This is a genomic window from Variovorax sp. CCNWLW225 (assembly GCF_037204045.1).
Lineage (GTDB): Bacteria > Pseudomonadota > Gammaproteobacteria > Burkholderiales > Burkholderiaceae_C > Variovorax.
The window spans coordinates 65,108-89,440 of sequence record NZ_JBBCBV010000005.1; the positions used below are offsets into that span (position 1 = coordinate 65,108).

The window sequence follows — 24,333 nt, forward strand, 5'->3', positions numbered from 1 at the left end:
AGAATTGCATTATATGAAGCAATGCAACCATGTTGCATTTAACCCATGCGGCAATTCTCCGCTCGGCCTCGCATAGACTCTTGCGTCAGATGCAGCACTTGAGCCTCCCCGTTCTCTACAGCTTTCGCCGTTGCCCGTACGCAATGCGCGCCCGCCTGGCGCTGGCCGCCAGCGGCGAGCCGTGCGAACTGCGCGAAGTGGTCTTAAAGAACAAGCCCGCCGAGATGCTCGCCGCGTCGCCCAAGGGCACGGTGCCCGTGCTGGTGCTGCCCGAGGCGGCGGTGCTGGAGCAAAGTCTCGACATCATGCTGTGGGCCCTGCGCCGCAACGACCCGCTGCGCTGGCTCGAACCCGAGGCGGGCACGCTCGACGACATGCTCGCGCTCATCGCCACCTGCGACAACGACTTCAAGCCGCAGCTCGACCGCTACAAATACCCGGGGCGGTTCAGCGAATTGCCGGAGAACGCATGCGAAAGCGGCTCCCGGTTTCTTTCGCAGCTCGAGGCAAGGCTTGCCGCCGGTTCCCAGCTTTTCGGCACGCGGGCCACGTTGGCCGATGCCGCGGTCATGCCCTTTGTGCGGCAGTTCGCAATGGTCGATCCCTCATGGTTCGAAAGCCAGCCCTGGCCGCAGCTGCGCAGCTGGCTCGCGGGTTGGACCGGGTCGCAACTGTTCGAGCGCGCGATGCGGAAGTACTCGCCGTGGGTATCGGGCGCGGCCGGCGTCGCCTACCCGCCCGCCTGATCAGCCGAAGTTCGGCGCCCGCCGTTCGCGCAGCGAGGCCACGCCCTCGCGCACGTCGGCGCCGGCAAAGCCCATGAATTCGAGCGCCAGCGAAGCGTCGAACGTCGGCCCGGCCTGGCGCAGCCAGTTGTTGAGCGCGTACTTGGTGAGGCGAATCGCGCTCTGGCTGCCGGCCGCCAGCCGGTCGGCCACTTCGTAGGCGCGCGGCAGCAGGTCGGCTTCGTCCACCGCGAGCGACACCAGGCCGATGCGCTCGGCCTCCTCGCCGCTCACCGGCTCGCACAGCAGCAGGTGGTACTTGGCTTTGGCCATGCCGCACAAGAGCGGCCAGACGATGGCCGCATGGTCGCCCGCCGCCACGCCCAGGCGCGTATGGCCGTCGACGATCTTCGCGCCCTTGCTCGCAATGGAAATATCGGCCAGCAGCCCCGCCACCAACCCGGCGCCCACGGCCGGGCCGTGCATGGCGCTCACGATCGGCTTGTCGCAGTTGATGATGTTGTAGACGAGGTCGCGCGCTTCTTTCCACACACGCTGGCGCACCGCGTCGTCGGTGGTCATGTCCTGCACCATGGCCAGGTCGCCGCCGCCGGAAAAGCCGAGCCCTTCGCCCCGCAGCACCGCGCAGCGCACCGTGTCGTCGGCCGCCACGTCGCGCCAGATTTCCGCAAGCTCCCGGTGGCCGTCATGGCCGGCCGTCGGCAGCTTGCCGTTGGCCGCGCGCATCTGGATGTCGAGCACCGCATCGTGGATGCCGCGGCGCGTGATGGCAAGGGTCTGGTAGCGGGTGTAGTCCATGCGTGTCTCCGCCCCGCATGGCGTGCGGGGATGTTCTTCTGCGTCGAAAGACGGGAACGTTATTTTCGCGCGGCAAGCTCGCGGCAGCGCTGCACGTTGGCTTCGAAGCGCGGTGCCAGCCCGGGCTCGCACACGTCGCCCGAGGGGTTGAGCTTGCACATGCCGACCACCGCGTAGTCCATCACGGCCTCGGTGCACATCGGGTACTTCGCCAGGTCGGGGTTGGCCTGGGCCTTGAAGCCCCAGCGCTCGGAGAACTGCACCACGCGGGCGGTGGCGCCGTGGAAGAAGCTGCGGTCGCGGGCCGCGATGGCGGCCTCCATGCGGGGCAGTTCCTCGTTGAGATAGCCCACGGCTTCCAGCGGAAAACCCGAAGGATCAGGCTGTGCGGCGGCAAGGGTTGCGGCCAGCGCAAGCGGCACGGCAGCGAAGCTGCGCAGCAGCGAAGACCTGGAGAAGATGGGCGCGCGGTTGTATTGCATGGGTTCCCATTTTGCAGTGACGGCGTAACCATGTGTATGTTCATGGAAAGCCGGCCCCCTGCGGGCCACGCCCGCGTCGCCCCTGCACAACGCCCGCTGGCGCATTCGCTCGCTCCAGACGCCCCGGTCACTTGCCCTTTTTCTGCCGGTCGAACTTGCGCCAGTACTGGAACTCGTCTTCATGCACTTCGAGGTCGACCTCCGAGATGCGAGCCTGCAGGCGCTCCTGCACGTCGGCCACCGCCTTGTTGTAGACGATGGGCCCGACTTCCTCGAGAAAGAAACCGAGCAGCGCGCCGGCGGCGATGTTGCCGATCGGCTCTTCCATGTTCTCGCGGAAGTAGCGTTCGATCGACGCGATGGCCTGTTGCGGTGCTTCCTTGGCGATCTCGATGGTCATGCGGTTCCTTGGGTTTTTGCCGTTCGATTCTGCAGCGCATTCGTCTTGCGACAATGGCGCACCTGCCGATCTTCACCAGCGACTCCACGACACCATGGCTTCAAGACAACTCCGCACGCTCGAACGCGGCATTCTTTGCGTACTGATCGGCGCCGCCGTGCTGCTGGGGCCGCGCTTCCTGCAAGGCACGCGGTGGTTCGAGATGGTGGCGGGCGCGTCGGCGGTCGGCTGGTTCGCCCTTGCACTGGGCGTGGCGCTGATCGTGGTCGACCTGGTGCAGCGCGCCAAGGCGCGGCGTTAGTAAAAATGCCGCGCCGCGCTCAGCGGCGGAGCTTCTTGATGAGCTCGACCACCGCAAGCACCACGGCGCCGGCAACAAGGCCGACACCCGCGTTCACGCCCATCGATCCGAGTGCGCCGAACACACCGCCGGTGGCTTCGGCCCAGTGTTCGACTGCGTGGCCGAACGCGGGAACGCCGTGCACCAGGATGCCGCCGCCCACGAGGAACATGGCGGCGGTGCCCGCAATCGACAGCCCCTTCATGAGCCAGGGCGCCGCAACCAGGATGCCGCGGCCCAGGGCCTGCGCGGCCTTGCTGGCCTGCTGGCTCAGGTAGAGGCCCGCGTCGTCGAGCTTGACGATGCCGGCCACCAGGCCGTAGACGCCGACGGTCATGATGAGCGCAATGCCCGCGAGCACGGTGAACTGCGTGACGAAGGGCTGGCCCTGAACGGTGCCCAGCGTGATGGCGATGATTTCCGCCGAAAGAATGAAGTCGGTGCGCACCGCACCCTTGATCTTGTCCTTTTCGACGGCAACCACGTCGATGGTCTCGTCGGCCACCGCCCGCTCGTGGCGCGCCGTGTCGGCCTCGTGCTCCTTCTTGTGCAGGAACTTGTGGGCCAGCTTCTCGCAGCCCTCGAAGCACAGGAACGCACCGCCGATCATCAGCAGCGGCGTGACGAGCCAGGGCAACCAGGTGCCGATGGCCAGCGCCGCGGGCACCAGGATGAGCTTGTTGATGAACGAGCCCTTGCACACCGCCCAGACCACCGGCAGCTCGCGGTCGGCCTTGACGCCCGAAACCTGCTGCGCATTGAGCGCGAGGTCGTCGCCCAGAACGCCGGCCGTTTTCTTGGCGGCTACCTTGGTGAGGATCGAGACGTCGTCCAGAACGGTGGCGATGTCGTCGAGCAGCAGAAGCAGGCTGGTGGCCATGGCAATGGTCGGTGTAAAAAAAAAGAATCGGCGAGCTTAGCCGCAACCGCGGCCCTCGCCGGCAATACCCGTACGCGGCAGGCGCGTCAGACGACGTTGCGCTTGAGGCGGATTTCTTCGACGCGCACCGTGCCGAGCGCCGTGGTCTTGGCGGTCTTCATTTCGCGCTTGAAACCGGCAAGCTCGAAAAAGCGCATGGCGCGGTCGTTGCGAATCGGCACCCACGCGGTCACGGTGGTGCAGCCTTCTTCCTCAAGGCCCTCGCGGGCGGCGTCCCAAAGCGCCACGCCGAGGCCCTTGCCCCAATGCTCGGGTTTGACATAAAGAGCCCAGATCTCGCCTGCGGTGGAAGGCGTCTTGGGATCGCGCGAGCGGTCGAAGCCGACGAAGCCGACGATTTCGCCGCCCAGCACCGCCACCTGCACCTGCGGCTCGCTGAACTCGATGGCTTCGCGCCACTTGGCCTCGCGGGTGGCGGGGGCCAGCGTGCGCAGCTCTTCCTCGGGCAGGATGCCCTGGTAGGCAGCCTGGGCGGCCAGGGTGTGGACTTCGGCGACGGCCTTGGCGTCGCGCATCGTGGCGGGGCGAACTTCGTAATCTGACATGAATGCGGAAAATCAAATGGAACCGCGTATTGTCGCCGCACCGCTAAACTGCTTGTTGCACACGCACCAGACACACATCAACAGGAGGTAGATATGGCCAAGGGTCAACAACGCGCGAACAAGGAAGCCAAGAAACCGAAGAAGGACACTTCGCCGCCCAAGCCCGCGGGCACTGGCGGGATCGAGCCGGTCCGCACGATCACCACCGCGGTTATTCCGCGCGGCAAGCTCAAGAACAAGTGACCGACGAAAAGCCAGCGCCCGCCAAGCCGGCCCAGCCGCGGAACCCGTTGCACGGGCTCACGCTGGAAGCCATCGTCACGGCGCTGGCCGACTACTACGGCTGGGAACAGCTCGGCCATCTCGTTCCCATCCGCTGCTTCACCTTCGAGCCGAGCGTGGGCTCCAGCCTCAAGTTCCTGCGCAAGACGCCGTGGGCGCGCGAGAAGGTCGAAAGCCTTTATCTCTTCATGCTGCGCGAACAGCGCCGCGAGCAGCAGCAACAACAATCCCCGCAGCGATGAGGGTTCGGCTCGAACCATCGGGCCTTGGTTTCGAGGCCGAGACCGGCACCACGCTCCTGAAGGCGGCCGAGTCGGCCGGCATCGAAATGCCGAGCTCCTGCCGCAACGGCACCTGCCGCACCTGCATCTGCCAGCTGCTGTCGGGCTCGATACGCCACACCGTCGAATGGCCCGGCATGAGCGCCGAGGAAAAGGCCGAGGGCTGGATACTGCCCTGCGTGGCCGAGGCGCAGAGCGATCTTTCGATCGATGCGCCCAAGGCGTTCTCGCTGTTCTGAGAGCCGACCTGTTCAGCCTTGCTTGACGGCCTGAGCCGGCGCCGCGACCACCAGACGGTCGCGCTGCGCGAGCGATGGGAACAGCTTGAACCAGCCCAGCGCCACCATCATGGTTCCCACGCCGCCCAGCACCACCGAGCCCACCGGCCCCAGCAGCGCAGCCGTGGCGCCGGATTCGAACTCGCCCAGCTGGTTGCTGGCGCCGATGAAGATCGAATTGACCGCGCTCACCCGGCCTCGCATGGCGTCGGGCGTTTCGAGCTGCACGAGCGTCTGCCGGATCACCACGTTGACCATGTCGGCCCCGCCGGACACCGCCAGCGCAATCAGCGAAACGACGAAGCTGCGCGAGATGCCGAACACCACCATGCACATCCCGAAGAGCCCGACGGCGATCAGCAGGGTGCGGCCGATATGGCGCTCGATGGGCCGGCGCGTGAGCGCAATCGACATCACCAGCGCACCCGCGGCGGGCGCGCTGCGCAGCAGCCCGAGGCCCCACGGCCCCGTGTGCAGGATGTCCTTGGCGTAGATGGGCAGCAGCGCCACGGCGCCACCCAGCAGCACCGCGAAAAGATCGAGCGACACGGCGCCGAGCACGGGCTTGCGCCTCCAGATGAAATTGACCCCCGCGAACACCGTGGCCAGCGTGACCGGCTCGCGCGCCGCCGGGGTATGGGCATAGCGCAGCCGCAGCACCAGCACGCAGGCAATGGCAAAGCACAGCACGCTTGCGCCGTACACCACCGCCATGCCCGCCACGAACAACAGGCCGCCGAGCGCCGGCCCGCCGATGATCGCGCCCTGCATGCCGGCCGAGCTGAAAGCCATGGCCCGCGGCAGCATGGTGGGCGGCACCAGCAGCGGCGTCAGCGCCTGCTGGGCCGGCATCTGGAAGGCGCGCACCGCGCCGAGCACCAGCGACAAGCCCAGCAGCAGGCCGCGCGTATCGAAGCGCTGCGCCACCGCGAGCAGCAGCACCAGCGCCACCACCCCCTGCACCGCAAAGCAGGCCGCAACGATGCGGCCGCGATGGCGGCGGTCGACCACGTGGCCGGCCAGCAGCGCCAGCACTAGCGCGGGAACGAACTGATAGAGGCCGACCAGGCCGAGATCCCACGCGCTGCCGGTGAGCTCGTACATGTGCCAGCCGATGGCCACCAGCAGCATCTGCGACGCCGCGGTGCCGAAAAGCCGCGCCACCCACAACTGCATAAACGGACGCTCGCGCCTGAGTTGGGAAAAGCTCGGGGGCGCGGGAACGGCGGCGGAAATGGGAGAAGGAGAGGCAGGAGAGGCGGGGCCGGACATCCGTTCGAGGATAGCCGAGGCTTCATGAGCCTCGCATGAGGGCGGGCTCTCCGCCCTGCCCCCCTGCTGCCGGCCTTCTCTCTACACTCTGCCGCATCCATGCCCGACACCGACCTTGCTATCGACCTCGTCCACGAAGACGCCCACCTGCTGGTGCTGAACAAGCCTGCGGGCCTGCTTTGTGTGCCCGGGCGCGGCGAGGACAAGCAGGACTGCCTGAGCGCGCGCGCCATGCGGCGGTGGCCCGACGCGCTGATCGTTCACCGGCTCGACATGGCGACCAGCGGGCTGGTGCTGATGGCTCGCGGGGCCGCCATGCAGCGCGCGCTCGGCGATGCGTTTGCCAACCGGGTGATGCACAAGCGCTACGAAGCCATCGTCGACGGTGCCATGCCGGTGCGCGATGAATGGTCGGTCATCGATGCACCGTTGATGGCCGACTGGCCGCGGCGCCCGCTGCAGAAGGTGGATCCCACGGGCAAGCCCAGCCTCACGCGGTGGCGGGCGCTTTCCTCAACAATCAATGAAGAAACTGCGGCCACGCATGTGCTGCTGGAGCCGCTCACGGGCCGCTCGCATCAGCTGCGCGTGCACCTGCTGTCGATCGGCCATCCGATCTTGGGCGATGCGCTCTATGGCAGTGCCGAGGTCCAGGCGCGCGCCCCGCGCCTGCTGCTGCATGCGAGCGAGCTGGGCTTCGTGCACCCAGCGACGCAGCAGATGCTTCGCTTTCAGAGCCAGCCGGACTTCGCTCCTCTTCTTCTTTCTTTTTCTTCTCTTTTTTCTACAGCCCGCCCTTGACCACGAGCACCGGCATGGGTGCGTCCTGGAGCACACGCTGGGTCACGCTGCCGAGCAGCAGCTTCTCGATGCCGCTGCGGCCATGCGAGCCCATCACGATCAGGTCGGCCGCAATGGCAATGGCGGTGTCGACGATGCCTTCGTGCACCACGTGGCCGTCGATCACGCGCTGGTCGCTGTGCAGGCCTTCGGCCGCCAGCGCGGCCACGCCGCGCGCGAGTGCTGCATTGGCGCTTGCGGTGGCCGCGGCCAGGTATTCGTTCTGGCCGAGCGCGTAGTCCGCACCCACGCCGATGAAGGGATAGTTGTCGATCACGTGGATCAACGTGATGCGGCTTCCGAACGCCAGAGCAAGGCCGCTGGCCTTGCTGACCGCGAGCATGGAAGTTTCGGAGCCGTCGATCGGAACCAGGATGTGATTGAACATGGCGGACCTCACTTTCGTTCGTTCGCAGACAGGCGCGGCTCGCAACCGAACCGGGCCTCCAATTTAACCCCTAGGCCGGGGCGTGACTGTAGGACTCAAGCCAGCGGGGTCAATCCCCCTGGAAACCCTGAGCGCGGCAGGTAACCACGAGGGTGTCGCGCCAGCCGGCGGCCCCCTCTTCGGTCGGCTGGATCGGCGTGGACTCGTGGATCACGCGCGCATCGTCGAGCAGCAGCAGCGTCCACGGCTCGGTCATGGTGAACCGCTCGCCGCGCCTTCCGTTGGCTTCGAACACGCGCGTTTCGCCGCCCTTGATTCCACTGCGTCCCACCAGCGCCACCGCCACCAGGTCGACACCGTCGCGGTGCGCGCCTTCAGGCGTGGGCCGGCCGATGCCGCCTGCGGTGTCGATGCGGAACTGGTGCGCCTCGACGAACCACGGTTGCGCCGCGGTATTGCGCATGCCGCTTGCCGCTTCGCCCAGGCGCTGCAGCAGGCGCTGCCATACCGGCTGCGCCACCGTGGCCTCGTGCATGGGCGCAAACCAGCGCTGCATGCCGCCGTGCAGCGCGTTGTATTCCACCGGCTGCCAGTGCGCACGGTGCGGCACCTGCGCAATCGCCTCGCCCTCGACGGTGAAGCACGCATGGCGCCGCGTGCGGTAGCGGCCGCCGTCCTTCAGGTATTCGTCCGGTGGAAGATTGTTCCAGTCGGCGTGCAGCGCTTCGAGTTCGTCGAGCGGCACGCCGAGCCACTCGCTCACGCCTTGAGGGCTGAGCACCGCATAGCCCTGTTCGCGCAGCGCAGGCAGCAGCTCGGCCGGCTGGATGAACGGCGGTGCGAATGCAGCGTTGGTCACGACGCGGTGACCTTCACGTCCTTCCAGAACGCGACGCGATCACGGATTTCTTCGGCTTCGGGCTTGGGGTCTGCGTAGTACCAGGCGGCGTCCGTATGGAGCTCGCCGTTGACCAGCAGCGAGTAGTAGCTGGCCGTGCCCTTCCAGGGGCAGGTGGTCTTGTGGTTGCTGAAGGTGACGTGGTCGCGGTTGAGCGAGCTCATCGGAAAATAGTGGTTACCTTCGACGAGCACGGTGTCGTCGCTTTCGGCGATGGTGACGCCGTTCCAGGTTGCTTTCATGTGTTGCTCTCCACGGGGAAGGGATATTGTGCCCTTTGGCGTTGTTTGTTTCCCGGGACCGGGCCTCGCCCAGCGGGCGCCCAACCATGTGGCGCGCAGCGCCGCAATGGCTTGGCCGAGCGAAGCAAAGGCCCGTTCGGTTTCCAAGCCCCTCTGTATGCGCCGAGGAGCGGAGGGTTTTGCGGATCAGGGCTCGCAGCTGTTTGAGCGAAGCGAGTTCTGCGAGACCCCGCGAAACACGAGCACCGCAGGTTGCCCGCAGCGAAGCGGAGGGTCGCAGACAGTGGGGTCGCCTTTCTTTTGCCTACGTTTCTTTGGCGAAGCAAAGAAAAGTAGGTCGCCCGCCGGGGCGAGACCCGGCCTCGGAACTCAAAAAAACAAAAGAATCACGCCCCCAACCAATGCACACTAAACAGCCTCTCAGGATCCGTCCAAACCGCCAACGGCCGGAACCCCGCCTTCACAGCCAGCGCCCGCAGCCCATCCACAGTGAACTTATGCGAGTACTCGGTATGAATCGTCTCCCCTTCCTCGAACCCGAACCGCTCACCGTGCAGTGAAACAGCCTGAGCCCGACGGCTCACCAGGTGCATCTCGATCCGCTGTCTCGGCGCGTTGTAGAACGCCGAATGCGCAAAGCCATCCAGATCAAAATCGGCATCGAGCTCGGCATTGGCGCGCCGCAGCAAATTCAAGTTGAACGCAGCCGTCACCCCTTGCGCATCGTTGTAAGCAGCATGCAACCGAGCCGGGTCCTTCACCAGGTCGACGCCGATCAGCAGCCCGCCCCCTCGCAGCATCCGCGCGGCAAGCTGCAGAAACGCCAGCGCCTCCTCAGGCTCGAAATTCCCGATCGTCGACCCCGGAAAAAACCCCACGCGCTTGCCCGCGCCGGGCATCGGCGCAGGCAGCACCAACGGCATGGTGTAGTCCGCCGCAATCGGCTGCACCACCAGTTCGGGGTAGTCGGCCTTCAGCCGCGCGGCGGCGGCCTGCAGGTGTTCGCCCGAAATGTCGATGGGCAAATAGCGCTTGGGCGCCTCCAGCGCATCCAGCAGCAGCCGCACCTTGGTCAGGGAGCCGGCACCGAACTCCACGATTTCGGCACCGGGGCCGATCTGCTCGGCAATCTCGCCGGCGCATTCGCCGAGGATGCGCAACTCGGTTCGCGTGGGGTAGTACTCGGGCAATTCGCAGATGCGGTCGAACAGCTGCGAGCCGGCCGCGTCGTAAAAAAACTTGGGCGAAATGCTGCGCGGCTTGCGCGCAAGGCCCGCCAGCATCGCGCGGCCGAATTCGCAGAGCGGCGGCTCACTCGTTGCCGCTGCGGCGGTGGCCGGCGCCGCAGGCTTGCGCTGCTGCTGTGCGGCGGCGAACGAGAAGGAGGACGAGGATGTTGGATTGCGCATGATTCAGACGTCTTTCGCGAGCCTTAGCCCCGAGAACTGCCAGCGCGCCGCCGGCGGAAAAAAGTTGCGGTAGCTGGGCCGCGTGTGCCCGGCCGGGGTGGCCACGCTGCCACCGCGCAACACCAGTTGACCCACCATGAACTTGCCGTTGTATTCGGCGGCAATGCCGGGCATGGGCCTGAAACCGGGATACGGGTCGTACGACGAACGCGTCCACTGCCAGACGTGGCCGGTCATCTGCGAGATGCCGGGCGCGTCGAAGGCGGCCTCCCATTCGAACTCGGTGGGCAGCCGCGCGCCGGCCCATTCGGCATACGCGGCGGCTTCATAAAAACTCAGCTGCGAGACCGGTGCATCGGCTTCCATGGACCGAACGCCGTGCAGGCCGAACACTTGCCAGCCGCTTTGGTGCTGCTGCGGGCCGAGCCGCGGATCGTCGGGCGCGAGCCAGTAGGCCGGATGCTGCCAGCCCTGCGCCTGCACCGCGGCCCAGCCGTCGGACAGCCAGAGCTCGGGCCGCTTGTAGCCGCCGTCGGCAATGAACTGGGCGTAGTCGCCGCAATTCACCAGCCGGTCGGCAATGGCATAGGGCTGCAGCAGAGCTGCGTGGCGCGGCGTTTCGTTGTCGAAGGCAAAACCCAGCTGCGGCCCCTCATGGCCGACCTGAACCACCCCGCCGGTCTGCGGCAGCCAGCGCATTGCTGGCGGCACCGCGGCCAGCCGCAACGCGGGGCCCGCCGCGGGCTTGTAGGCGGGCAGCAGCGGGTTGCATGACAGCGCATGAAGAATGTCGGTGAGCAGCAGCTCCTGGTGCTGCTGCTCGTGGTTGAGGCCCAGCGTGACGATGGGCTCCATGGCGGCCCAGTCCTGCTCGCCGAAGTCGCGGTCGAGCAAGGCGAGCACCGCCTCGTCGACATGGCTGCGATAGGCATGCACCTCGTCCACCGAGGGGCGCGTGAGCAGCCCGCGCTGCGGCCGCGGGTGGCGCGGGCCGAGCGCCTCGTAGTACGAGTTGAAAAGGTAGTGAAAGCGCACGTCGAAGGGCCGGTAGCCCGCGGCGTGAGGCTGGAGCAGCACGGTCTCGAAGAACCACGTGGTGTGCGCAAGATGCCACTTGGTGGGGCTTGCATCAGGCATCGACTGGATGCACTGGTCTTCGGCGGACAGCGGCGCGGCGAGCGCCAGGCTGGCAGCTCGCACTTCGCGGAACTTGTCGCGCAATGCGCTCGCCGCCTGGGTGATCGGCCGGGAAAGCGTCATGGAGTCTCCAGTCGGGTCAGCCGCTCGTTGTAGCCGATTCGTATTGCCGCAGCACGTAGGACAAGTTCTCGCCCTGGCTCTCTTGCGGCGGGGGCGTCAAATCGGTGGGGGCAGCCACTTTGGCACAAGACGCGCCGGCGTGCAGGGCGGCTGCGTATCATCCGTTCGATGCAAACGAACAACGCCTCCGCCCGCCCCCACGTCGTCATCGTCGGTTGCGGATTCGGCGGGCTCGAAGCGGCCCGCAGGCTCGACAGCGCCGACGTGGACGTGACGGTGATCGAAAAAACCAATCACCACCTGTTCCAGCCCCTGCTTTACCAGGTGGCGACCGCCGGGCTGGCCGCGCCGTCGATCGCGGCGCCGGTGCGCGCCCTGTTCCGCAAGCAGCCACGCATCACCACGCTGCTGGGCGAAGTGAGCGCCATCGACGCGGCGGGCCGCGCGGTTCAGCTGACCAACGGCAGCCGGGTGAGCTACGACCACCTGATCGTCGCGGCCGGCGCCACCCACAGCTATTTCGGCCACGACGAATGGGCGCCCCTCGCGCCGGGCCTCAAGACGCTGGCCGATGCGTTCGAGATCCGCCGGCGCGTGCTGATGTCTTTCGAGGCGGCCGAGACCGCTACCGACCCGCAGCGCCGCCGCGCGCTGCTGACCTTCGTGGTGATCGGCGCCGGGCCGACCGGCGTCGAAATGGCCGGCACCCTGGCCGAAATTGCCAAGCACACCCTTTCCGGCGAGTTCCGCCACATCGATCCGGGCAGCGCGCAGGTGCTGCTGGTCGAAGGCGGCCCGCGCGTGCTGCAGGCCATGCCCGAAAGCCTGAGCCAGAAGGCGCTCGAGCAGCTTGAAAAACTCGGCGTGGAAGTGCGGCTCAATGCGCGCGTGACCGCCATCGACGCCAACGGGCTCGAGGTGCAGTCAGGCGGCGGCGGCGCAGACGGCGCGCCGGCCACCAGCTACCGCATCGAGAGCAGTTGCGTGGTGTGGGCAGCGGGCGTTGCCGCCTCGCCGCTGGGCCGCATGCTTGGCGAAGCGACCGGCGCCGAATGCGACCGCGCAGGCCGCATCAAGGTCGAGCCCGACCTGAGCCTGGCCGGCCACCCCGAAATCAGCGTGGTCGGCGACCTTGCGGCCGCCATGAGCTACGCGCCCGGCAAGCCGCCCAAGCCCGTGCCGGGCGTGTCGCCCGGTGCCAAGCAGATGGGCCGCGCCGCCGCCTCGAACATTCTTCGCCGCATCGCCGGCACGCCCACGGTGGCCTTTCGCTACCGCGACTACGGCAACCTGGCGACCATCGGCCGCAACTCGGCAGTGGTCGACCTGGGCACACCCTTTGGTCCGCTGCGCTTCAGCGGACGGCTCGCATGGCTGTTCTGGCTGTTTGCGCACGCGTATTTCCTCATCGGCTTTCGCAACCGCATCGTCGTGATGATGGACTGGGCCAGCGCGTACTGGAGCTTCCAGCGCAATGCGCGCGTGGTGGCGGACGTGCAGGGCAAGAGCGAGTCTTAGCCGCAAAGCTCCGAGGGCCTGCCCGACATGTCATTGACCCTGTGGATTGCCGTGCATGCGCTCGACGCGGTGTTCTGGCTGTGGGTCTTGCGCTGGGGCGGCGCGGCATGGCTCGAAGGCACCTTTGCCTCGGGCTTTCTGATCAGCATCTTTGCGCCGCGCTGGAGCGCCGAGGGCATTCGCATGTTTGCGCTACTGATGCTGGTGGTGTGCGCCATCAGCTTTCTCGCGGGTGTTTTTGTGCCCTCGCTGCGCTGCTTTTATGGGGGCGCCTGCTGAGGCGCTGTTTCGGCGGTCTGTCTCTCGAACGGCTCAGAACAGAGAGTCGTTCGACGATGCGTTCTCGCGCTGACGGCGCCGCCACTCCCACGGCGCGGTCGGCTTGACACCGGCCCACAGGCCCAGGCGCTGCTCACGCGCGCTTTCCTGCAGCTTGAACAAACCGCCGCCGCGCCGCGTGGCGATGCCGTTGAAGTCGTACACCCAGGCCCATCCTTCGGCCACCATCCGCGTTCCGGCGTCCTGCCCGTCGCAGTTCACGTCGGCCACCGTGCGGCCATAGCGGTCGGTGTCGCGTTCGGTGATCACGGCCTGCTCGAAGTAGCACAGGCGGCTCAATGCCTGCCGGCTGCGCTGTCCGTAGGGCTGGGCTCGTTCCGGCGCATCGATGGCGGCAATGCGCACCTTCACTTCCTCGTAGGAGCCGAAGCGCCCGCAGCGGGCGGTGAGCGTGTCGCCGTCGCTGATGCCCACAACGAGGCAGGTTCGCGGCGAAGCCGCGTGCGACAACTGGGGCGAAAGCAGCGGAAGGAGCGCGAGGCAGACGGCGGCGAGAGAACGCAAACGCATGGAGCAGAGAGAGAGAGAGAGAGAGAGAGAAGGAACGTGGCGGAGAAAGCCACGGATTCTCGTTGCGAACTGCCCCGGCCCTCGCCCACGAACCCGCTGTTACGCGGCAGTCTCGTTCTCGTCTTCCTGCAGCAGCCGCCACATCACCTTGCCGCTGCCGCTCTTTGGCAGTGCGTCGACGAACTGCACCTTGCGCGGAATCTTGTAGACGGCCATGTTCTCGCGGCACCAGTCGATGATTTCCTGCTCGGTGGTGTTCTTGTGCGTGGCGCGCAGCACCACCACGGCCTTGACCGATTCGCCGCGGTAGCTGTCCTTGGTCGAGATGACGCAGGCCTCCTGGATGGCGGGGTGGCGGAACATCAGCAGCTCGACTTCGGCGGGCCACACCTTGAAGCCGCTCGCGTTGATCATGCGCTTGAGCCGGTCGGTGATGAAGAAGTAACCGTCCTCGTCCATGCGGCCCATGTCGCCCGAGCGGAAGAAGCGCTTGCCCTCGAATTCGACGAAAGCGGCCTTCGTCGCGTCCGGCCGTTTCCAGTAGCCCTGGAACACCTCGGGGCCGCGGATGATGATCTCGCCCGATTCGCCGACGGGCATTTCGGCCAGCGTGTCGGGGTCGACCACGCGCGCGTCGGTGCTCATGAAGGGAATGCCCAGGCACTGCTGCTTGGGGTGGTCCGACGGATTGGTGTGCGAGGGCGCCGCGGTCTCGGTAAGGCCATAGCCCTCCTGGTACTTGAGGCCGTATTGCTCGAAGAGGCGCTGCGCCACGGCCTGCGGCATGGCGGCGCCCCCTCCGCCGACGTGCGTGATGCTCGACAGGTCGTAGCTCGCAAAGTTGGGGCTGGCCATGAGATCGATCACCATGGTGGGGATATTGGTCCAACTCGTGACCTTCCAGCGCGAGATGAGCCGCCCGGCCACCTCGCGGTCCCAGCGCGGCATGATGACCAGCGTGCCCGCCGCGAGGATGGAGGTGTGCATCATGCTCACCACGCCGGTAATGTGGAACATGGGCACCACGGCCAGCACCACCGCTTCGGACGTGGCCTGGCCCCAGAGCTGGCCGGCCACCGCGTTGTGCATGAGGCTCGAATGGTGGTGCACGCACCCCTTGGGAAGGCCGGTGGTGCCGCTGGTGTAGGGCAGCAGTGCCATGTCGTTGGCGCCCACCACATGCTCGGGCGCCGCGTGTCCCGCCGCCAGCGCATCGGTCCAGGCCATGGCCTTGCCTTGCGCCAGTTCGGGCAGCGGGTGGCGGGTGGTGAGCCATTCTTTCCATGCCGGCGCGGGCGCATCGTCGCCGGTTGCATCGGCGTCGAAGGCATCGGTGAACTGGGTCACTATGAGGTGGTCGAGCTGCTGCTCGGGCGGCAGCGCGTTGCTGGCCTTGGCCAGCTCGCCGGCCAGGTCGCCGGTGGTGATGGCCACCTTCGCATCGGGGTCGACGATGTAGTGCTTGAGCTCTTCGGCCCGGTTCATCGGGTTGACGGGCACCACCACGGCGTTGGCGCGCAGGATCGCGAAATGCGCGATCACCAGCTGCGGGCAGTTCTGCATATTGAGCACCACCCGGTCGCCGCGCTTCACGCCCAGGGCATGCAGCGTGCCTGCCAGGCGTTCGACCTGCTCGGCGAATTCGCGGTAGTTCATCACGCGGCCGAAGAACACCAGCGCGGCCTTGTCGGGATAGCGTGCGGCCGAGGTCGCGAGGTTGTGCCACAGCGAGGTGGCGGGAACGGTGATCGAATGCGGAAGGCGCTTGGGCCAGAACTTGTGATGCGGGCGTTGTTGCATGGTCAAGGCGGGCGGACGAAGAGAGAAAGAAAAAAGGCAGCCCGCAGCCTAAGCCGCCCCGGCCGCGGCTCCCATCGGGGAAGCCCCCCGGAGCGTCACCTTGGTGACGCTCATTCTTCTCACTTTGGACATACCGCGCACGCGCCGTGCGACTACAGACACGGCGGGCTTTTCAGGCGATACCTGTCGGTCCCTCCATCCACCCACCGCAAAGAAGGAACTCTCATGGCAGCAGACAAGCACGCAAGCGTTCACTGGGAAGGCGCCGGCAAGACCGGCAAGGGCCAGATCAGCACCGAGACCGGCGCCCTCAAGGACTACCCCTACGGCTTCGCGAGCCGCTTCGAGGACGACAAGCGCGGCACCAACCCCGAGGAGATCGTCGGCGCGGCCCATGCGGCTTGCTTCACGATGGCCTTTGCCTTCGCGCTCGAGAAAGAAGGCTTCACCGCCACCAAGGTAGACACCAGGGCCGCGGTGCGGCTGGCGAAGGACGGCGAAGGCTTCAAGATCGACCGCATCGCGCTCGAGCTGGACGCCACCGTGCCGAACCTGGACGAAGCCAAGTTCCAGCAGATCGCAGCCGCCGCCAAGGCGGGCTGCCCGCTGTCGAAGGCGCTGGCCAGCGTGCCGGAGATCACGCTGAAGGCCACGCTGGCAGGCTAGCACTGCTGCTTATGATCGTCTCCACTAAAAAGAGGAGACGATCCATGGCTCACCCCGTCCGCGCCGCCATCCTGGCGGCTTTTGCCATCGCGTCGTTCGGCGCGGCCGCCCTGGCCGCCTATCCAGACAAGCCGATCAAGGTGGTCATCGGCTTTCCGGCCGGCGGCCCTCTGGACCAGCACGCGCGCCTGCTGACCGACAAGCTGCAGGCCGTGCTCGGCCAGCCGCTGATCGTCGACTACAAGCCTGGCGCGGGCGGCTCGGTGGGCGCCGATGCTGTCGCCAAGAGCCCGGCCGACGGCTACACGCTCATGCTGGCCAACACCGGCGTCGCGGTGATCAACGGCGCGCTCTACAGCAAGCTGCCCTACAACACGCAGCGCGACTTCGTGCCCATTGCGCGCACCGCAATGCAGCCGCTGGCCCTGCTGGTCACGCCCAAGCTGCCGGTGCAGAACCTCAAGCAGTTCGTCGACTACGCCAAGGCGCGGCCCGGCCAGGTCAACTACGGTTCGGCCGGCAATGGCGGCATCAGCCACCTGGTGCCAGAGATGTTCAAGACGGCGACAGGCATCTTCATGGTGCACATCCCCTACCGCGGCAGCGCCCCGGCGTTTACCGACCTGATGGGCGGTCAGGTGCAGTTCATGGCCGAGTCGATTCCGCAGGCCGCCAACTATCACAAGCAGGGCAAGGTTCGCGCCCTGGCCGTAACCAGCCGCGAGCGCAACCCCGCCCTGCCCGATGTACCGACGGTCATCGAATCGGGAATCAAGGGCTTCGAGGTGGTGGGCTTCTACGGCTTCTTCGCCCCGAAGGACACACCCAAGGACGTGGTCGCTAGGTTGAGCGATGCATTCAAGCAGGTACTGACCAGCCCCGAGGTTCGCGACCGCATGGTGAGCCAAGGGGCGGACCCGGCCTACCTGGGCAGCGAGGACTTCGCGCGCTTTCTTGCCACCGAGACGCCGCGCTGGGACAAGGCGGTGAAGGCTTCGGGCGCTCGGATGGATTGATTGGCTGGCGGTTTTTGGTGCTGTCGTTCGGGGCGTGTGCAAAGGCCACCGGGTACTCCCCTCCGCGAATGTCCCCCGCCTTCGGCTCCTCCTTTATTTCGCTGCGGGGAGTACCCGATGCCCTGTGCACTGGGACACGCTCTGGGTGTACCGCTGATCAACGACTGCTCTGAATCACGCTCCCGCTGGCGGGGTGCCTTGCGCAGCGAAATAAAGGAGGAGGCCGCAGGCCGGGGGACATTCGCGGAGAAAGGTACCCCGTCGGCGGGAGCGCCGCCCTGAACAGCGGCGCCCCAAACAAGCGCCCCGAAACGAGTACCTTGAACCAAGCGCCACGCACCACCGGCATGCAGCGCAAACCCATTTCGGTGCACATATCTTGCATACCAGTTGGCACAAAAGCTGCTGGTATGCAGGCCAATGTCTACATCCGCATCCGAAATCAGTGCACGCATCGTCGAAGCGGTGATGGCGCAGAAGCTCGCCCCCGGTTCGCGCCTGGGCGAGCAGCAGCTGGCCATGCTCTTCGACTGCAGCCGCACCATCGTGCGCGAAGCCCTCACCCGCCTGGCGGCGCGCGGCATCGTGACGGTGAGCGCGCGGCGTGGCTGGTTCGTCATTGAACCTTCGCAGGAAGAAGCGCGCGAAGCCTTCGAGGCGCGCCGCGTCATCGAGCTTGGCCTGATTCGCAGTACGGGCAGCACCGGCAAGATCGACAAGACCGCGCTGCGCCAGTTGAAGGCGCACCTTCAGCGTGAAAAGGCGGCGCTGAAGGAAAGCGACGTCGGGAACCGAAGCTTTCTCTTGGGCGACTTTCATGTGTGCTTGGCCGAATGCCTGGGCAACACGCTGCTGGCAGACACGCTGCGCGACTTCACCGCGCGCACCACGTTGATCGCCATGCTCTATCAGAGCACGCACGACGCAGTGCAGTCTTGCGAAGACCACGTGCAGATCGTTGCCGCACTCGAACGAGGCGACCACGCCGGCGCCGAAGCCCTGATGGCTGCGCACATCGGCACCGTGCAGTCCGCATTGCGCGTGCAGGCGCCTACGGATCCGCTCGCGCAACTTCGCGACGCGCTGGCGCCACTGCAACAGAACACCGCGGCCAGGCCCAAGCGGCGCAAGGCGGCCGCGTCTTCTCCCAACGACACCGATTCTTCGACTTACCTAGGAGCCCTGCTATGACTTTCTCTTCGTCCAAACGCCACCTCACGCTCGCGCTTGCTTCCGTTGCCATGCTGGCCGCAGCCGGCACCGCCCAAGCCCAGAACGCGCTCGACAACGTGCTGAAGGCCAAGACCATCAAGATCGCCGTGCCGACCGACTACCCGCCGTACGGCTCGGTCGACAAGAACATGAAGCCGCAGGGCCTCGACGTTGAAATGGCCGAGCTCATTGCCGGCAAGCTGGGCGTGAAGGTCGAGCTGGTGCCCGTGACCAGCGCCAACCGCATTCCTTACTTGCAGACGCGCAAGGCCGACCTGGTGATTTCCACGCTGGGCAAGAACGCCGAGCGCGAGAAGGTCATCGAGTTCTCTTCCGCCTACGCCCCCTTCTTCCAGGCCGTGTATGCGGCCAAGAGCATGAAGCTCACCAGCTTTGCCGACATGGCCGGCAAGACCGTGGCCGTGACGCGCGGTGCGATGGAAGACCAGGAACTGAACAAGGTGGCGCCGCCCAACGTCGACTACCGCCGCTTCGAAGACAACAACGCGACCATCGCCGCCTTCGTGGCCGGCCAGACGCAAACCCTTGCGACCAGCGCCGCGGTGGCGGGCGACATGCTCGCCAAGAACCCGAAGGTGAGCGCCGAATTCAAGCTGCTGCTGAAAGACAGCCCCTGCTTCATCGGCATTGCCAAGGGCGAAACCGCATTGAAGGCCAAGGTCAACGAGATCATTGCCGCGGCCAAGAAGGACGGCACGCTGGACACCATGTCGAAGAAGTGGCTGGGCAAGGCCGCCGGCGACCTGCCGGTCTGACCGACCACCGCTGAACCCCGACAAGCAAAGAAGAAGGCGCGGCCATGGAATTCGACTTCGGTGCAGTTCTTGTCGACTGGCGGCTGCTTGCCAAAGGGGTGGCCTGGACGGTGGGCCTCACGGCCATTGCCACCCTCATCGGCATGGCCGTGGGCGTGGCCTGCGCCTGGGCGCGCGCCAGCGGGCCCGCGTGGCTTCGCTGGCTTGTCGGCAGCTATGTGGAGCTGATCCGCAACACGCCCTTCATCGTGCAGCTGTTCTTCATCTTCTTCGGGCTGCCGGCTGCGGGCGTCAAGCTCACGCCGGAGGCGGCGTCGATCATTGCGATGGTGCTGAACCTCGGCGCCTACGCCACCGAAATCATTCGCGCCGGCATCGAGGCGACGCCCAAGGGGCAGATCGAAGCGGCCGTGAGCCTGGCGCTCAACAAGGTGCAGGTGTTCACCCGCGTCATCTTGCCGCCGGCACTCAAGAAGGTATGGCCCGCCATGGTGAGCCAGATCATCATCGTGATGCTGGGCTCCGCGGTGTGCGGACAGATTTCCACCGAAGAGCTGAGCTACGCGGCCAACCTCATCCAGAGCCGCAACTTCCGCGCGTTCGAGGCGTTCATTGTCGCCACGCTGGTGTACCTGGCGCTCGCCGTTGGGCTGCGCAGGCTGCTCAACTGGGCCGGGCCGAAGTTCTTCTTCGGCCGCTGAAAAAAGAGGGAGAACACATGGTCGATTTTTCTCTCTGGGACATCCTGCGCAACCTGCTCATGGCACTGCGCTGGACCGTGGTGTTGTCGCTCATCGCCTTCATCGGCGGCGGGCTGGTCGGCGGCCTGTTGCTGTTCCTGCGTTTGCGCGGCGGCAGCGTCATGAACCGGGCCGTCGGCTTGTACGTGCAGCTTTTCCAGGGCACGCCGCTGCTGATGCAGCTGTTTCTTGCCTACTTCGGCATTGCGTTGTTCGGCGTCGATGTGTCGGCATGGACCGCGGCGAGCGTGGCGCTCACCCTCTACACCAGCGCCTTTCTTACCGAAATATGGCGTGGCTGCGTGGCCTCCATTCCCAAGGGCCAATGGGAGGCTTCAGGCAGCCTGGCGCTGAGCTTTGCCGAGCAGATGCGCCACGTGATCCTGCCGCAGGCGGTGAAGATCGCCATTGCGCCGACAGTCGGCTTTCTGGTGCAGGTCATCAAGGGCACGGCACTCGCCTCGGTGATCGGCTTTGTCGAACTCACCAAGGCCGGCAGCATGATTTCGAACGCCACCTTCCAGCCCTTTGTGGTGTTCAGCTGCGTGGCGCTGCTTTACTTTGTGCTGTGCTTCCCGGTAAGCCTGTACGCCAAGAACCTCGAGAGGAAATCCCATGGCCGCCGTGCTTGAACCCCAGACTTCCGCCGCACCCATCGTGCGCGTGACCGCGCTGCGCAAATCGTACGGTGCCAACGAGGTGCTCAAGGGCATCGACCTCGAAGTGAAGCGCGGCGAGGTCATCGCCATCATCGGCAAGAGCGGCTCGGGCAAGAGCACTCTGCTGCGCTGCATCAACGGGCTCGAAGTGTTCCAGGAAGGCTCGCTCACGGTCGACGGCAAGCCCCTGCTGCACGAGAGCGCCATGGCCATGCGCGAGCTGCGCCAGCGCGTGGGCATGATCTTCCAGAGCTTCAACCTTTTTCCGCACCTCACCGTCGGCAAGAACGTGATGCTCGCGCCCACGCTGGTGAAGAAGCGCAGCAGCCTGGAAGCCGCCTCGCAAGCGCGCAAGCTGCTCGACCGCGTGGGCCTTGGCGAAAAATTCGACGCCATGCCCGACCAGCTTTCCGGCGGCCAGCAGCAGCGCGTGGCCATTGCACGCGCGCTGGCGATGGAGCCGGCGGTGTTGCTGTGCGACGAGATCACCTCCGCGCTCGACCCCGAACTGGTCGGCGACGTGCTGCGCGTGGTGGAGTCGCTGGCCGACGAGGGCATGACGCTCCTGATGGTCACGCACGAGATGAGCTTTGCACGCAAGGTGAGCGACCGCTTGATCTTCATGCACCAGGGCCGCGTGCATGAGATGGGGCCGCCGGCGGAACTGTTCGGCAATCCGCAGACGGCCGAGCTGAAGCAGTTTCTCTCGTCGTTGCACGACTAAGGCGACTGAGGCGACTGAGGCGGAAAGCTGTCGCTACTTGCGGGCCCGCGCCTTCGTACGCTTGCCCACGGCCATTCCGGGCGGCGGATCGAAGTTGTCGTCGGGCCCGATGCCGGTCTCCAGGCCGAGCCGGGCTGCCAGGTGCGCGGCATCGTACGGTGCATGCACCTTCACGTCGTTGTCGAAGTAGCAGTACACATCGCGCCCCTTCTTGCGTGACAGCAGGCGCGAGGGTTCGGCCAGCCTTGCGTCCTTGACCTGCCGCCCGTTGCGCCAGGCATCGATGCGCTCGGCCCAGCGATCGAGCGCCTCGTCGCTGTAGCCACTCGCGTAGAGCTCCTTGTCGCCGTGCAGCCGCATGTAGACGAAATCGGCGCAAAGGTCTTCGAGCAGGGGCCAGCGCCCCGCGGTGTCGGCAACCACCAGCGCAACGCCGTGGCGGCGCAGCATTGCAATGAAGCCCGGGGTCTCGAAGCTCGCATGCCGCACCTCCATGGCATGGCGGATCTGCAGCTTTGCGGGCACCTTCAGAAACGCGCGGTCGTCGTCCAGCTTTTCGTTGTGTTGCCGTGCCAGCGCAAGGGCAGACCGGCCGTCCCGCGGCAAGAGCGCCAGAAACTCCTCGAGCCGATCGGCGTTGTAGGCGAAGGACGGCGGCAACTGCCACAGAATCGGCCCCAGCTTGCCGCGCAGCGCAAACACGCCCGACGCAAAGAAGTTGGCCAGCGCGGTACGCGGCTCCTTGAGGCGAAGGTTGTGCGTGATGTAGCGCGGCCCCTTCACTGCAAAAACAAAATCGTCGGGCGTCGCGTCGTGCCACGCCTGGTACGACACGGGGCGCTGCAGCGAATAGAACGAGCCGTTGATCTCGATGGTAGGGAGCATGCGCGAGGCAAAGTCGAGTTCGAGGCGCTGCGCCAGCCCCTTCGGGTAGAAACGACCCCGCCATGGCGCATAGCGCCAGCCAGAAATTCCTATTCGCGTGGTGCCCTGCATCGTTCGTCTTCTGTTCCGCCGAAGCGCAAAGGTTGCGCCCCGGGCATTCCCCAGGCGTAGGAAAATTGCCTTTTCGTGTAGCAGCGCGCGGAACGGAACCATGCAGGATGTGGCAAGCTCCCAGAAGTATGCAAATTCGCACCTTGCCCCCCCACTCCCGCCGCTGGATGCTGCACGCGCTCCTGGGCGCCGCGGCCCTGCAGTCGCCGCTCTCGGCACTGGCCGGCTTCAACTTCTTTACCAGCGAATACACCGCAACGCGCGATGAGCTGCAAACGCAGATCGCCAAGCGCTTTCCGGTGGCCGAGCGCTATGCCGAAATTTTCATGGTCGGCCTGCGCGATCCGCAGTTGGGCCTTGACGCACGCGGCAACCGCGCGGCCATCACGGCCACGCTGACCATTGCGAGCCCCCTGCTGGCCACATCGCCCGTGCAGGGCGTGGTCTCGGTCAGCAGCGCGCTGCGCTACGACGCCGCCACGCGCGCGCTGCGGCTCGACCAGCCCAAGGCCGAGCGGCTCGAGCTGCAGGGTGTGGAGGGGCGCGATGCCGAGCGGCTGCAGAAGATGGGCGCGGTGGTGGCGCAAGAGCTGTTGCAGGGCCAGGTGCTGCGCAGCTTTACCGCGGACGAGCTCACGGTCGGACGCAAGACCTACGAGATCGGCGACATCACCGTGCAGGACGACGGCATCAAGGTGCAGCTGAAATGAAATACCCACTGCTTGCCGCCGCATTGCTCGTTGCGGGCTGCGCGGCGATTCTCCCCACGGCCAAGCAGCACTTCGACCTGCAGGCCCACCGGGGCGGGCGCGGCCTTGCGCCCGAGAACACCCTGGCGGCGTTCTCCAGGGCCATCGACCTGGGCGTGACCACGCTCGAACTCGACATCGGGCTCACGGCCGACGGCGTGGTCGTCATCTCGCACGACACCGCGCTCAATGCCGACCACACGCGCGACGCGAACGGCGCATGGCTTGCATCGAAGACAGGCCCGGCTGTTCGTTCGCTCACGCTGGCGCAGCTTCAGGGCTACGACGTGGGCCGGCTGAACCCCGCGAGCAACTACGGCAAGCAGTTCGCGCTGCAACAGCCGCGCGACGGCGAGCGCATTCCCACACTGGCGGCCTTGTTCGACCATGTGCGCGCACGCGGCGCGAGTGCGGCCACGGTCCGCTTCAACATCGAAACCAAGATCGACCCGACCAAGCCCGACGACACCGCCGCGCCCGAGCCGATGGTGCGCGCCCTGCTCGCAGAAATCGACAAGGCGCAGATGGGCGGCCGGGTGACGGTGCAGAGCTTCGACTGGCGCACGCTGGCGCTGGTCGGCCAGCTTGCGCCTCAATTGCCGCGGGCTTACCTGAGCTCTCCGCGCACGCTCAAGGACAGCCGCTGGACAGCGGGCTTCAACGCGGCCGACTTCGCTTCGACACCGCAACTGGTCAAGGCCGCCGCCGGTACCCCCGGCGCGCCCGTGGCCTGGTCCCCGGCCTATGCCGATCTGACGCCGGCCGCCATCAAGGAAGCGCAAAAGCTCGGCTTCAAGGTGCTGCCCTGGACCGTGAACCAGCGCGCCGACATGCTGCGGCTCATGGACTGGGGCGTGGACGGCATCATTACCGACTACCCTGACGTGCTGCGCGACCTGATGCGCGAGCGCGGCCTCTCGCTGCCGCCGCCCGGAAAGGCCGGCACATGAGCGCCGCAACGCAACTCGACGCCATCCGCACGCGCATCGACGCACTGCGCAACGGGCGCGGCGAATCGGTCACCGCACTCTCGAACGAAGCGCGCGCAAGCAGCGAACTGCTGGCAGCCCTGCCGCCGCGCTACGGCGAAGTGCTGCTGAACCTGCTCGACCGGCTGGAATCGAGCGCGCTGTTCAGCGAAGAGAGTTGTTCCTTCAGCCAGAAAGACCTGCTCGACAACCTGCAGGTATGGGTCGACAAGGCCCGTGCGCAACTCGTGTCTTGAGG

Annotated in this window: 32 protein-coding genes; 18 read left to right on the top strand and 14 right to left on the bottom strand. The window is 66.2% G+C overall.

Annotated elements, in window-relative coordinates; all coding sequences use genetic code 11:
- Positions 1-89 precede the first annotated feature (89 nt).
- Positions 90-746, top strand: a complete 657-nt coding sequence (locus tag V9L20_RS11685; RefSeq protein WP_337296725.1) for a glutathione S-transferase — start codon at positions 90-92, stop codon at positions 744-746.
- Here the strand turns inward: V9L20_RS11685 and V9L20_RS11690 are convergent, their stop codons facing one another.
- The 3 genes from V9L20_RS11690 to V9L20_RS11700 all read right to left on the bottom strand — a co-directional run bounded on the left by V9L20_RS11690 (position 747) and on the right by V9L20_RS11700 (position 2,426).
- Entirely contained in the window at positions 747-1,544 is a 798-nt protein-coding gene (locus V9L20_RS11690) for an enoyl-CoA hydratase/isomerase family protein (RefSeq protein ID WP_337296726.1), read from the bottom strand.
- 59 nt (positions 1,545-1,603) lie between these two features.
- The gene (locus V9L20_RS11695; protein WP_337296727.1) at positions 1,604-2,026 is read right to left on the bottom strand and encodes a hypothetical protein; all 423 of its coding nucleotides are present in this window, start codon (positions 2,024-2,026) and stop codon (positions 1,604-1,606) included.
- 127 nt (positions 2,027-2,153) lie between these two features.
- A complete protein-coding gene (locus V9L20_RS11700) occupies positions 2,154-2,426 on the bottom strand; it encodes a DUF2164 domain-containing protein (protein WP_337296728.1) in 273 nt (90 codons plus the stop codon).
- A 94-nt stretch (positions 2,427-2,520) separates the two neighbouring features.
- Between V9L20_RS11700 and V9L20_RS11705 the strand changes: the two genes are divergently transcribed.
- Positions 2,521-2,727, top strand: a complete 207-nt coding sequence (locus tag V9L20_RS11705; protein ID WP_337296729.1) for a hypothetical protein — start codon at positions 2,521-2,523, stop codon at positions 2,725-2,727.
- A 19-nt stretch (positions 2,728-2,746) separates the two neighbouring features.
- Here V9L20_RS11705 and V9L20_RS11710 read toward each other — a convergent pair whose 3' ends face one another.
- Together V9L20_RS11710 and V9L20_RS11715 are read right to left on the bottom strand one after the other, a co-directional pair.
- Entirely contained in the window at positions 2,747-3,646 is a 900-nt protein-coding gene (locus V9L20_RS11710) for a DUF808 domain-containing protein (protein WP_337296730.1), read from the bottom strand.
- An 86-nt stretch (positions 3,647-3,732) separates the two neighbouring features.
- On the bottom strand, positions 3,733-4,251 hold the full coding sequence (locus tag V9L20_RS11715; protein ID WP_258501488.1) for a GNAT family N-acetyltransferase: 519 nt from the start codon (positions 4,249-4,251) through the stop codon (positions 3,733-3,735).
- Positions 4,252-4,344: 93 nt separating this feature from the next.
- Here V9L20_RS11715 and V9L20_RS11720 point away from each other — a divergent pair, with 93 nt between their 5' ends.
- The 3 genes from V9L20_RS11720 to V9L20_RS11730 are packed head-to-tail and all read left to right on the top strand — an operon-like array spanning position 4,345 to position 5,053.
- Positions 4,345-4,494 carry a hypothetical protein gene (locus V9L20_RS11720; RefSeq protein WP_164547877.1) on the top strand — a complete coding sequence of 50 codons (150 nt, stop codon included), beginning with the start codon at positions 4,345-4,347 and terminating at the stop codon, positions 4,492-4,494.
- On the top strand, positions 4,491-4,775 hold the full coding sequence (locus V9L20_RS11725) for a VF530 family protein (protein WP_337296731.1): 285 nt from the start codon (positions 4,491-4,493) through the stop codon (positions 4,773-4,775). Before V9L20_RS11720 ends, V9L20_RS11725 begins: the two co-directional genes overlap by 4 nt.
- On the top strand, positions 4,772-5,053 hold the full coding sequence (locus V9L20_RS11730; protein ID WP_337296732.1) for a 2Fe-2S iron-sulfur cluster-binding protein: 282 nt from the start codon (positions 4,772-4,774) through the stop codon (positions 5,051-5,053). The genes V9L20_RS11725 and V9L20_RS11730 overlap by 4 nt, the downstream gene beginning before the upstream one ends.
- A 12-nt stretch (positions 5,054-5,065) precedes the next feature.
- On the opposite strand, the gene V9L20_RS11735 is transcribed toward V9L20_RS11730, so the two are convergent.
- Complete coding sequence (locus V9L20_RS11735) at positions 5,066-6,268, bottom strand: MFS transporter (RefSeq protein ID WP_443098569.1); 1,203 nt, start codon at positions 6,266-6,268, stop codon at positions 5,066-5,068.
- 195 nt (positions 6,269-6,463) lie between these two features.
- Here V9L20_RS11735 and V9L20_RS11740 point away from each other — a divergent pair, with 195 nt between their 5' ends.
- Complete coding sequence (locus V9L20_RS11740) at positions 6,464-7,165, top strand: RluA family pseudouridine synthase (RefSeq protein ID WP_337296734.1); 702 nt, start codon at positions 6,464-6,466, stop codon at positions 7,163-7,165.
- Here V9L20_RS11740 and V9L20_RS11745 read toward each other — a convergent pair.
- The 5 genes from V9L20_RS11745 to egtB form a co-directional block, all read right to left on the bottom strand.
- Complete coding sequence (locus V9L20_RS11745) at positions 7,149-7,592, bottom strand: universal stress protein (protein ID WP_015866434.1); 444 nt, start codon at positions 7,590-7,592, stop codon at positions 7,149-7,151. The two genes, V9L20_RS11740 and V9L20_RS11745, sit on opposite strands and share 17 nt — an antisense overlap.
- Positions 7,593-7,701: 109 nt before the next feature.
- Positions 7,702-8,451: a 2OG-Fe dioxygenase family protein gene (locus V9L20_RS11750; protein ID WP_337296735.1), complete on the bottom strand. Its 750-nt coding sequence runs from the start codon at positions 8,449-8,451 to the stop codon at positions 7,702-7,704.
- Positions 8,448-8,732, bottom strand: a complete 285-nt coding sequence (locus V9L20_RS11755) for a DUF427 domain-containing protein (protein ID WP_015866436.1) — start codon at positions 8,730-8,732, stop codon at positions 8,448-8,450. The genes V9L20_RS11750 and V9L20_RS11755 overlap by 4 nt, the downstream gene beginning before the upstream one ends.
- Positions 8,733-9,118: 386 nt before the next feature.
- Positions 9,119-10,141: an L-histidine N(alpha)-methyltransferase gene (gene egtD, locus V9L20_RS11760; RefSeq protein WP_337296736.1), complete on the bottom strand. Its 1,023-nt coding sequence runs from the start codon at positions 10,139-10,141 to the stop codon at positions 9,119-9,121.
- Between the two features lie 3 nt (positions 10,142-10,144).
- On the bottom strand, positions 10,145-11,401 hold the full coding sequence (gene egtB / locus V9L20_RS11765; protein WP_337296737.1) for an ergothioneine biosynthesis protein EgtB: 1,257 nt from the start codon (positions 11,399-11,401) through the stop codon (positions 10,145-10,147).
- Between the two features lie 168 nt (positions 11,402-11,569).
- On the opposite strand from egtB, the gene V9L20_RS11770 reads away from it, so the two are divergent.
- The gene (locus V9L20_RS11770; protein ID WP_337296738.1) at positions 11,570-12,919 is read left to right on the top strand and encodes an NAD(P)/FAD-dependent oxidoreductase; all 1,350 of its coding nucleotides are present in this window, start codon (positions 11,570-11,572) and stop codon (positions 12,917-12,919) included.
- A 27-nt stretch (positions 12,920-12,946) separates the two neighbouring features.
- Positions 12,947-13,198, top strand: a complete 252-nt coding sequence (locus V9L20_RS11775; protein WP_258501503.1) for a hypothetical protein — start codon at positions 12,947-12,949, stop codon at positions 13,196-13,198.
- A gap of 33 nt (positions 13,199-13,231) precedes the next feature.
- Here the strand turns inward: V9L20_RS11775 and V9L20_RS11780 are convergent, their stop codons facing one another.
- On the bottom strand, positions 13,232-13,768 hold the full coding sequence (locus V9L20_RS11780) for a thermonuclease family protein (protein WP_337296739.1): 537 nt from the start codon (positions 13,766-13,768) through the stop codon (positions 13,232-13,234).
- A 99-nt stretch (positions 13,769-13,867) separates the two neighbouring features.
- Positions 13,868-15,568, bottom strand: a complete 1,701-nt coding sequence (locus tag V9L20_RS11785) for a long-chain fatty acid--CoA ligase (RefSeq protein WP_337296740.1) — start codon at positions 15,566-15,568, stop codon at positions 13,868-13,870.
- Between the two features lie 225 nt (positions 15,569-15,793).
- On the opposite strand from V9L20_RS11785, the gene V9L20_RS11790 reads away from it, so the two are divergent.
- The 7 genes from V9L20_RS11790 to V9L20_RS11820 all read left to right on the top strand — a co-directional run bounded on the left by V9L20_RS11790 (position 15,794) and on the right by V9L20_RS11820 (position 21,361).
- Entirely contained in the window at positions 15,794-16,234 is a 441-nt protein-coding gene (locus tag V9L20_RS11790) for an OsmC family protein (protein WP_281147979.1), read from the top strand.
- A gap of 44 nt (positions 16,235-16,278) precedes the next feature.
- Complete coding sequence (locus tag V9L20_RS11795; protein WP_337296741.1) at positions 16,279-17,250, top strand: Bug family tripartite tricarboxylate transporter substrate binding protein; 972 nt, start codon at positions 16,279-16,281, stop codon at positions 17,248-17,250.
- Between the two features lie 420 nt (positions 17,251-17,670).
- Positions 17,671-18,441 carry a GntR family transcriptional regulator gene (locus V9L20_RS11800; protein ID WP_258501508.1) on the top strand — a complete coding sequence of 257 codons (771 nt, stop codon included), beginning with the start codon at positions 17,671-17,673 and terminating at the stop codon, positions 18,439-18,441.
- Positions 18,438-19,238: a transporter substrate-binding domain-containing protein gene (locus V9L20_RS11805; RefSeq protein WP_337296742.1), complete on the top strand. Its 801-nt coding sequence runs from the start codon at positions 18,438-18,440 to the stop codon at positions 19,236-19,238. The genes V9L20_RS11800 and V9L20_RS11805 overlap by 4 nt, the downstream gene beginning before the upstream one ends.
- A 44-nt stretch (positions 19,239-19,282) precedes the next feature.
- The gene (locus tag V9L20_RS11810; protein WP_337296743.1) at positions 19,283-19,939 is read left to right on the top strand and encodes an amino acid ABC transporter permease; all 657 of its coding nucleotides are present in this window, start codon (positions 19,283-19,285) and stop codon (positions 19,937-19,939) included.
- 17 nt (positions 19,940-19,956) lie between these two features.
- Complete coding sequence (locus V9L20_RS11815; protein WP_337296744.1) at positions 19,957-20,610, top strand: amino acid ABC transporter permease; 654 nt, start codon at positions 19,957-19,959, stop codon at positions 20,608-20,610.
- Complete coding sequence (locus V9L20_RS11820) at positions 20,594-21,361, top strand: amino acid ABC transporter ATP-binding protein (RefSeq protein ID WP_337296745.1); 768 nt, start codon at positions 20,594-20,596, stop codon at positions 21,359-21,361. The genes V9L20_RS11815 and V9L20_RS11820 overlap by 17 nt, the downstream gene beginning before the upstream one ends.
- Positions 21,362-21,394: 33 nt before the next feature.
- Here V9L20_RS11820 and V9L20_RS11825 read toward each other — a convergent pair whose 3' ends face one another.
- Positions 21,395-22,357, bottom strand: coding sequence for a DUF72 domain-containing protein (locus V9L20_RS11825; RefSeq protein WP_337296746.1), 963 nt, complete (start codon positions 22,355-22,357; stop codon positions 21,395-21,397).
- Between the two features lie 143 nt (positions 22,358-22,500).
- Here V9L20_RS11825 and V9L20_RS11830 point away from each other — a divergent pair, with 143 nt between their 5' ends.
- From V9L20_RS11830 to V9L20_RS11840, 3 genes are read left to right on the top strand one after another with little or no spacing between them, the layout of a single operon-like run.
- Positions 22,501-23,067, top strand: a complete 567-nt coding sequence (locus V9L20_RS11830; RefSeq protein ID WP_337296747.1) for a DUF1439 domain-containing protein — start codon at positions 22,501-22,503, stop codon at positions 23,065-23,067.
- Positions 23,064-24,056 carry a glycerophosphodiester phosphodiesterase gene (locus V9L20_RS11835; protein WP_337296748.1) on the top strand — a complete coding sequence of 331 codons (993 nt, stop codon included), beginning with the start codon at positions 23,064-23,066 and terminating at the stop codon, positions 24,054-24,056. The genes V9L20_RS11830 and V9L20_RS11835 overlap by 4 nt, the downstream gene beginning before the upstream one ends.
- On the top strand, positions 24,053-24,331 hold the full coding sequence (locus V9L20_RS11840) for a hypothetical protein (protein WP_337296749.1): 279 nt from the start codon (positions 24,053-24,055) through the stop codon (positions 24,329-24,331). Before V9L20_RS11835 ends, V9L20_RS11840 begins: the two co-directional genes overlap by 4 nt.
- Positions 24,332-24,333 lie beyond the last annotated feature (2 nt).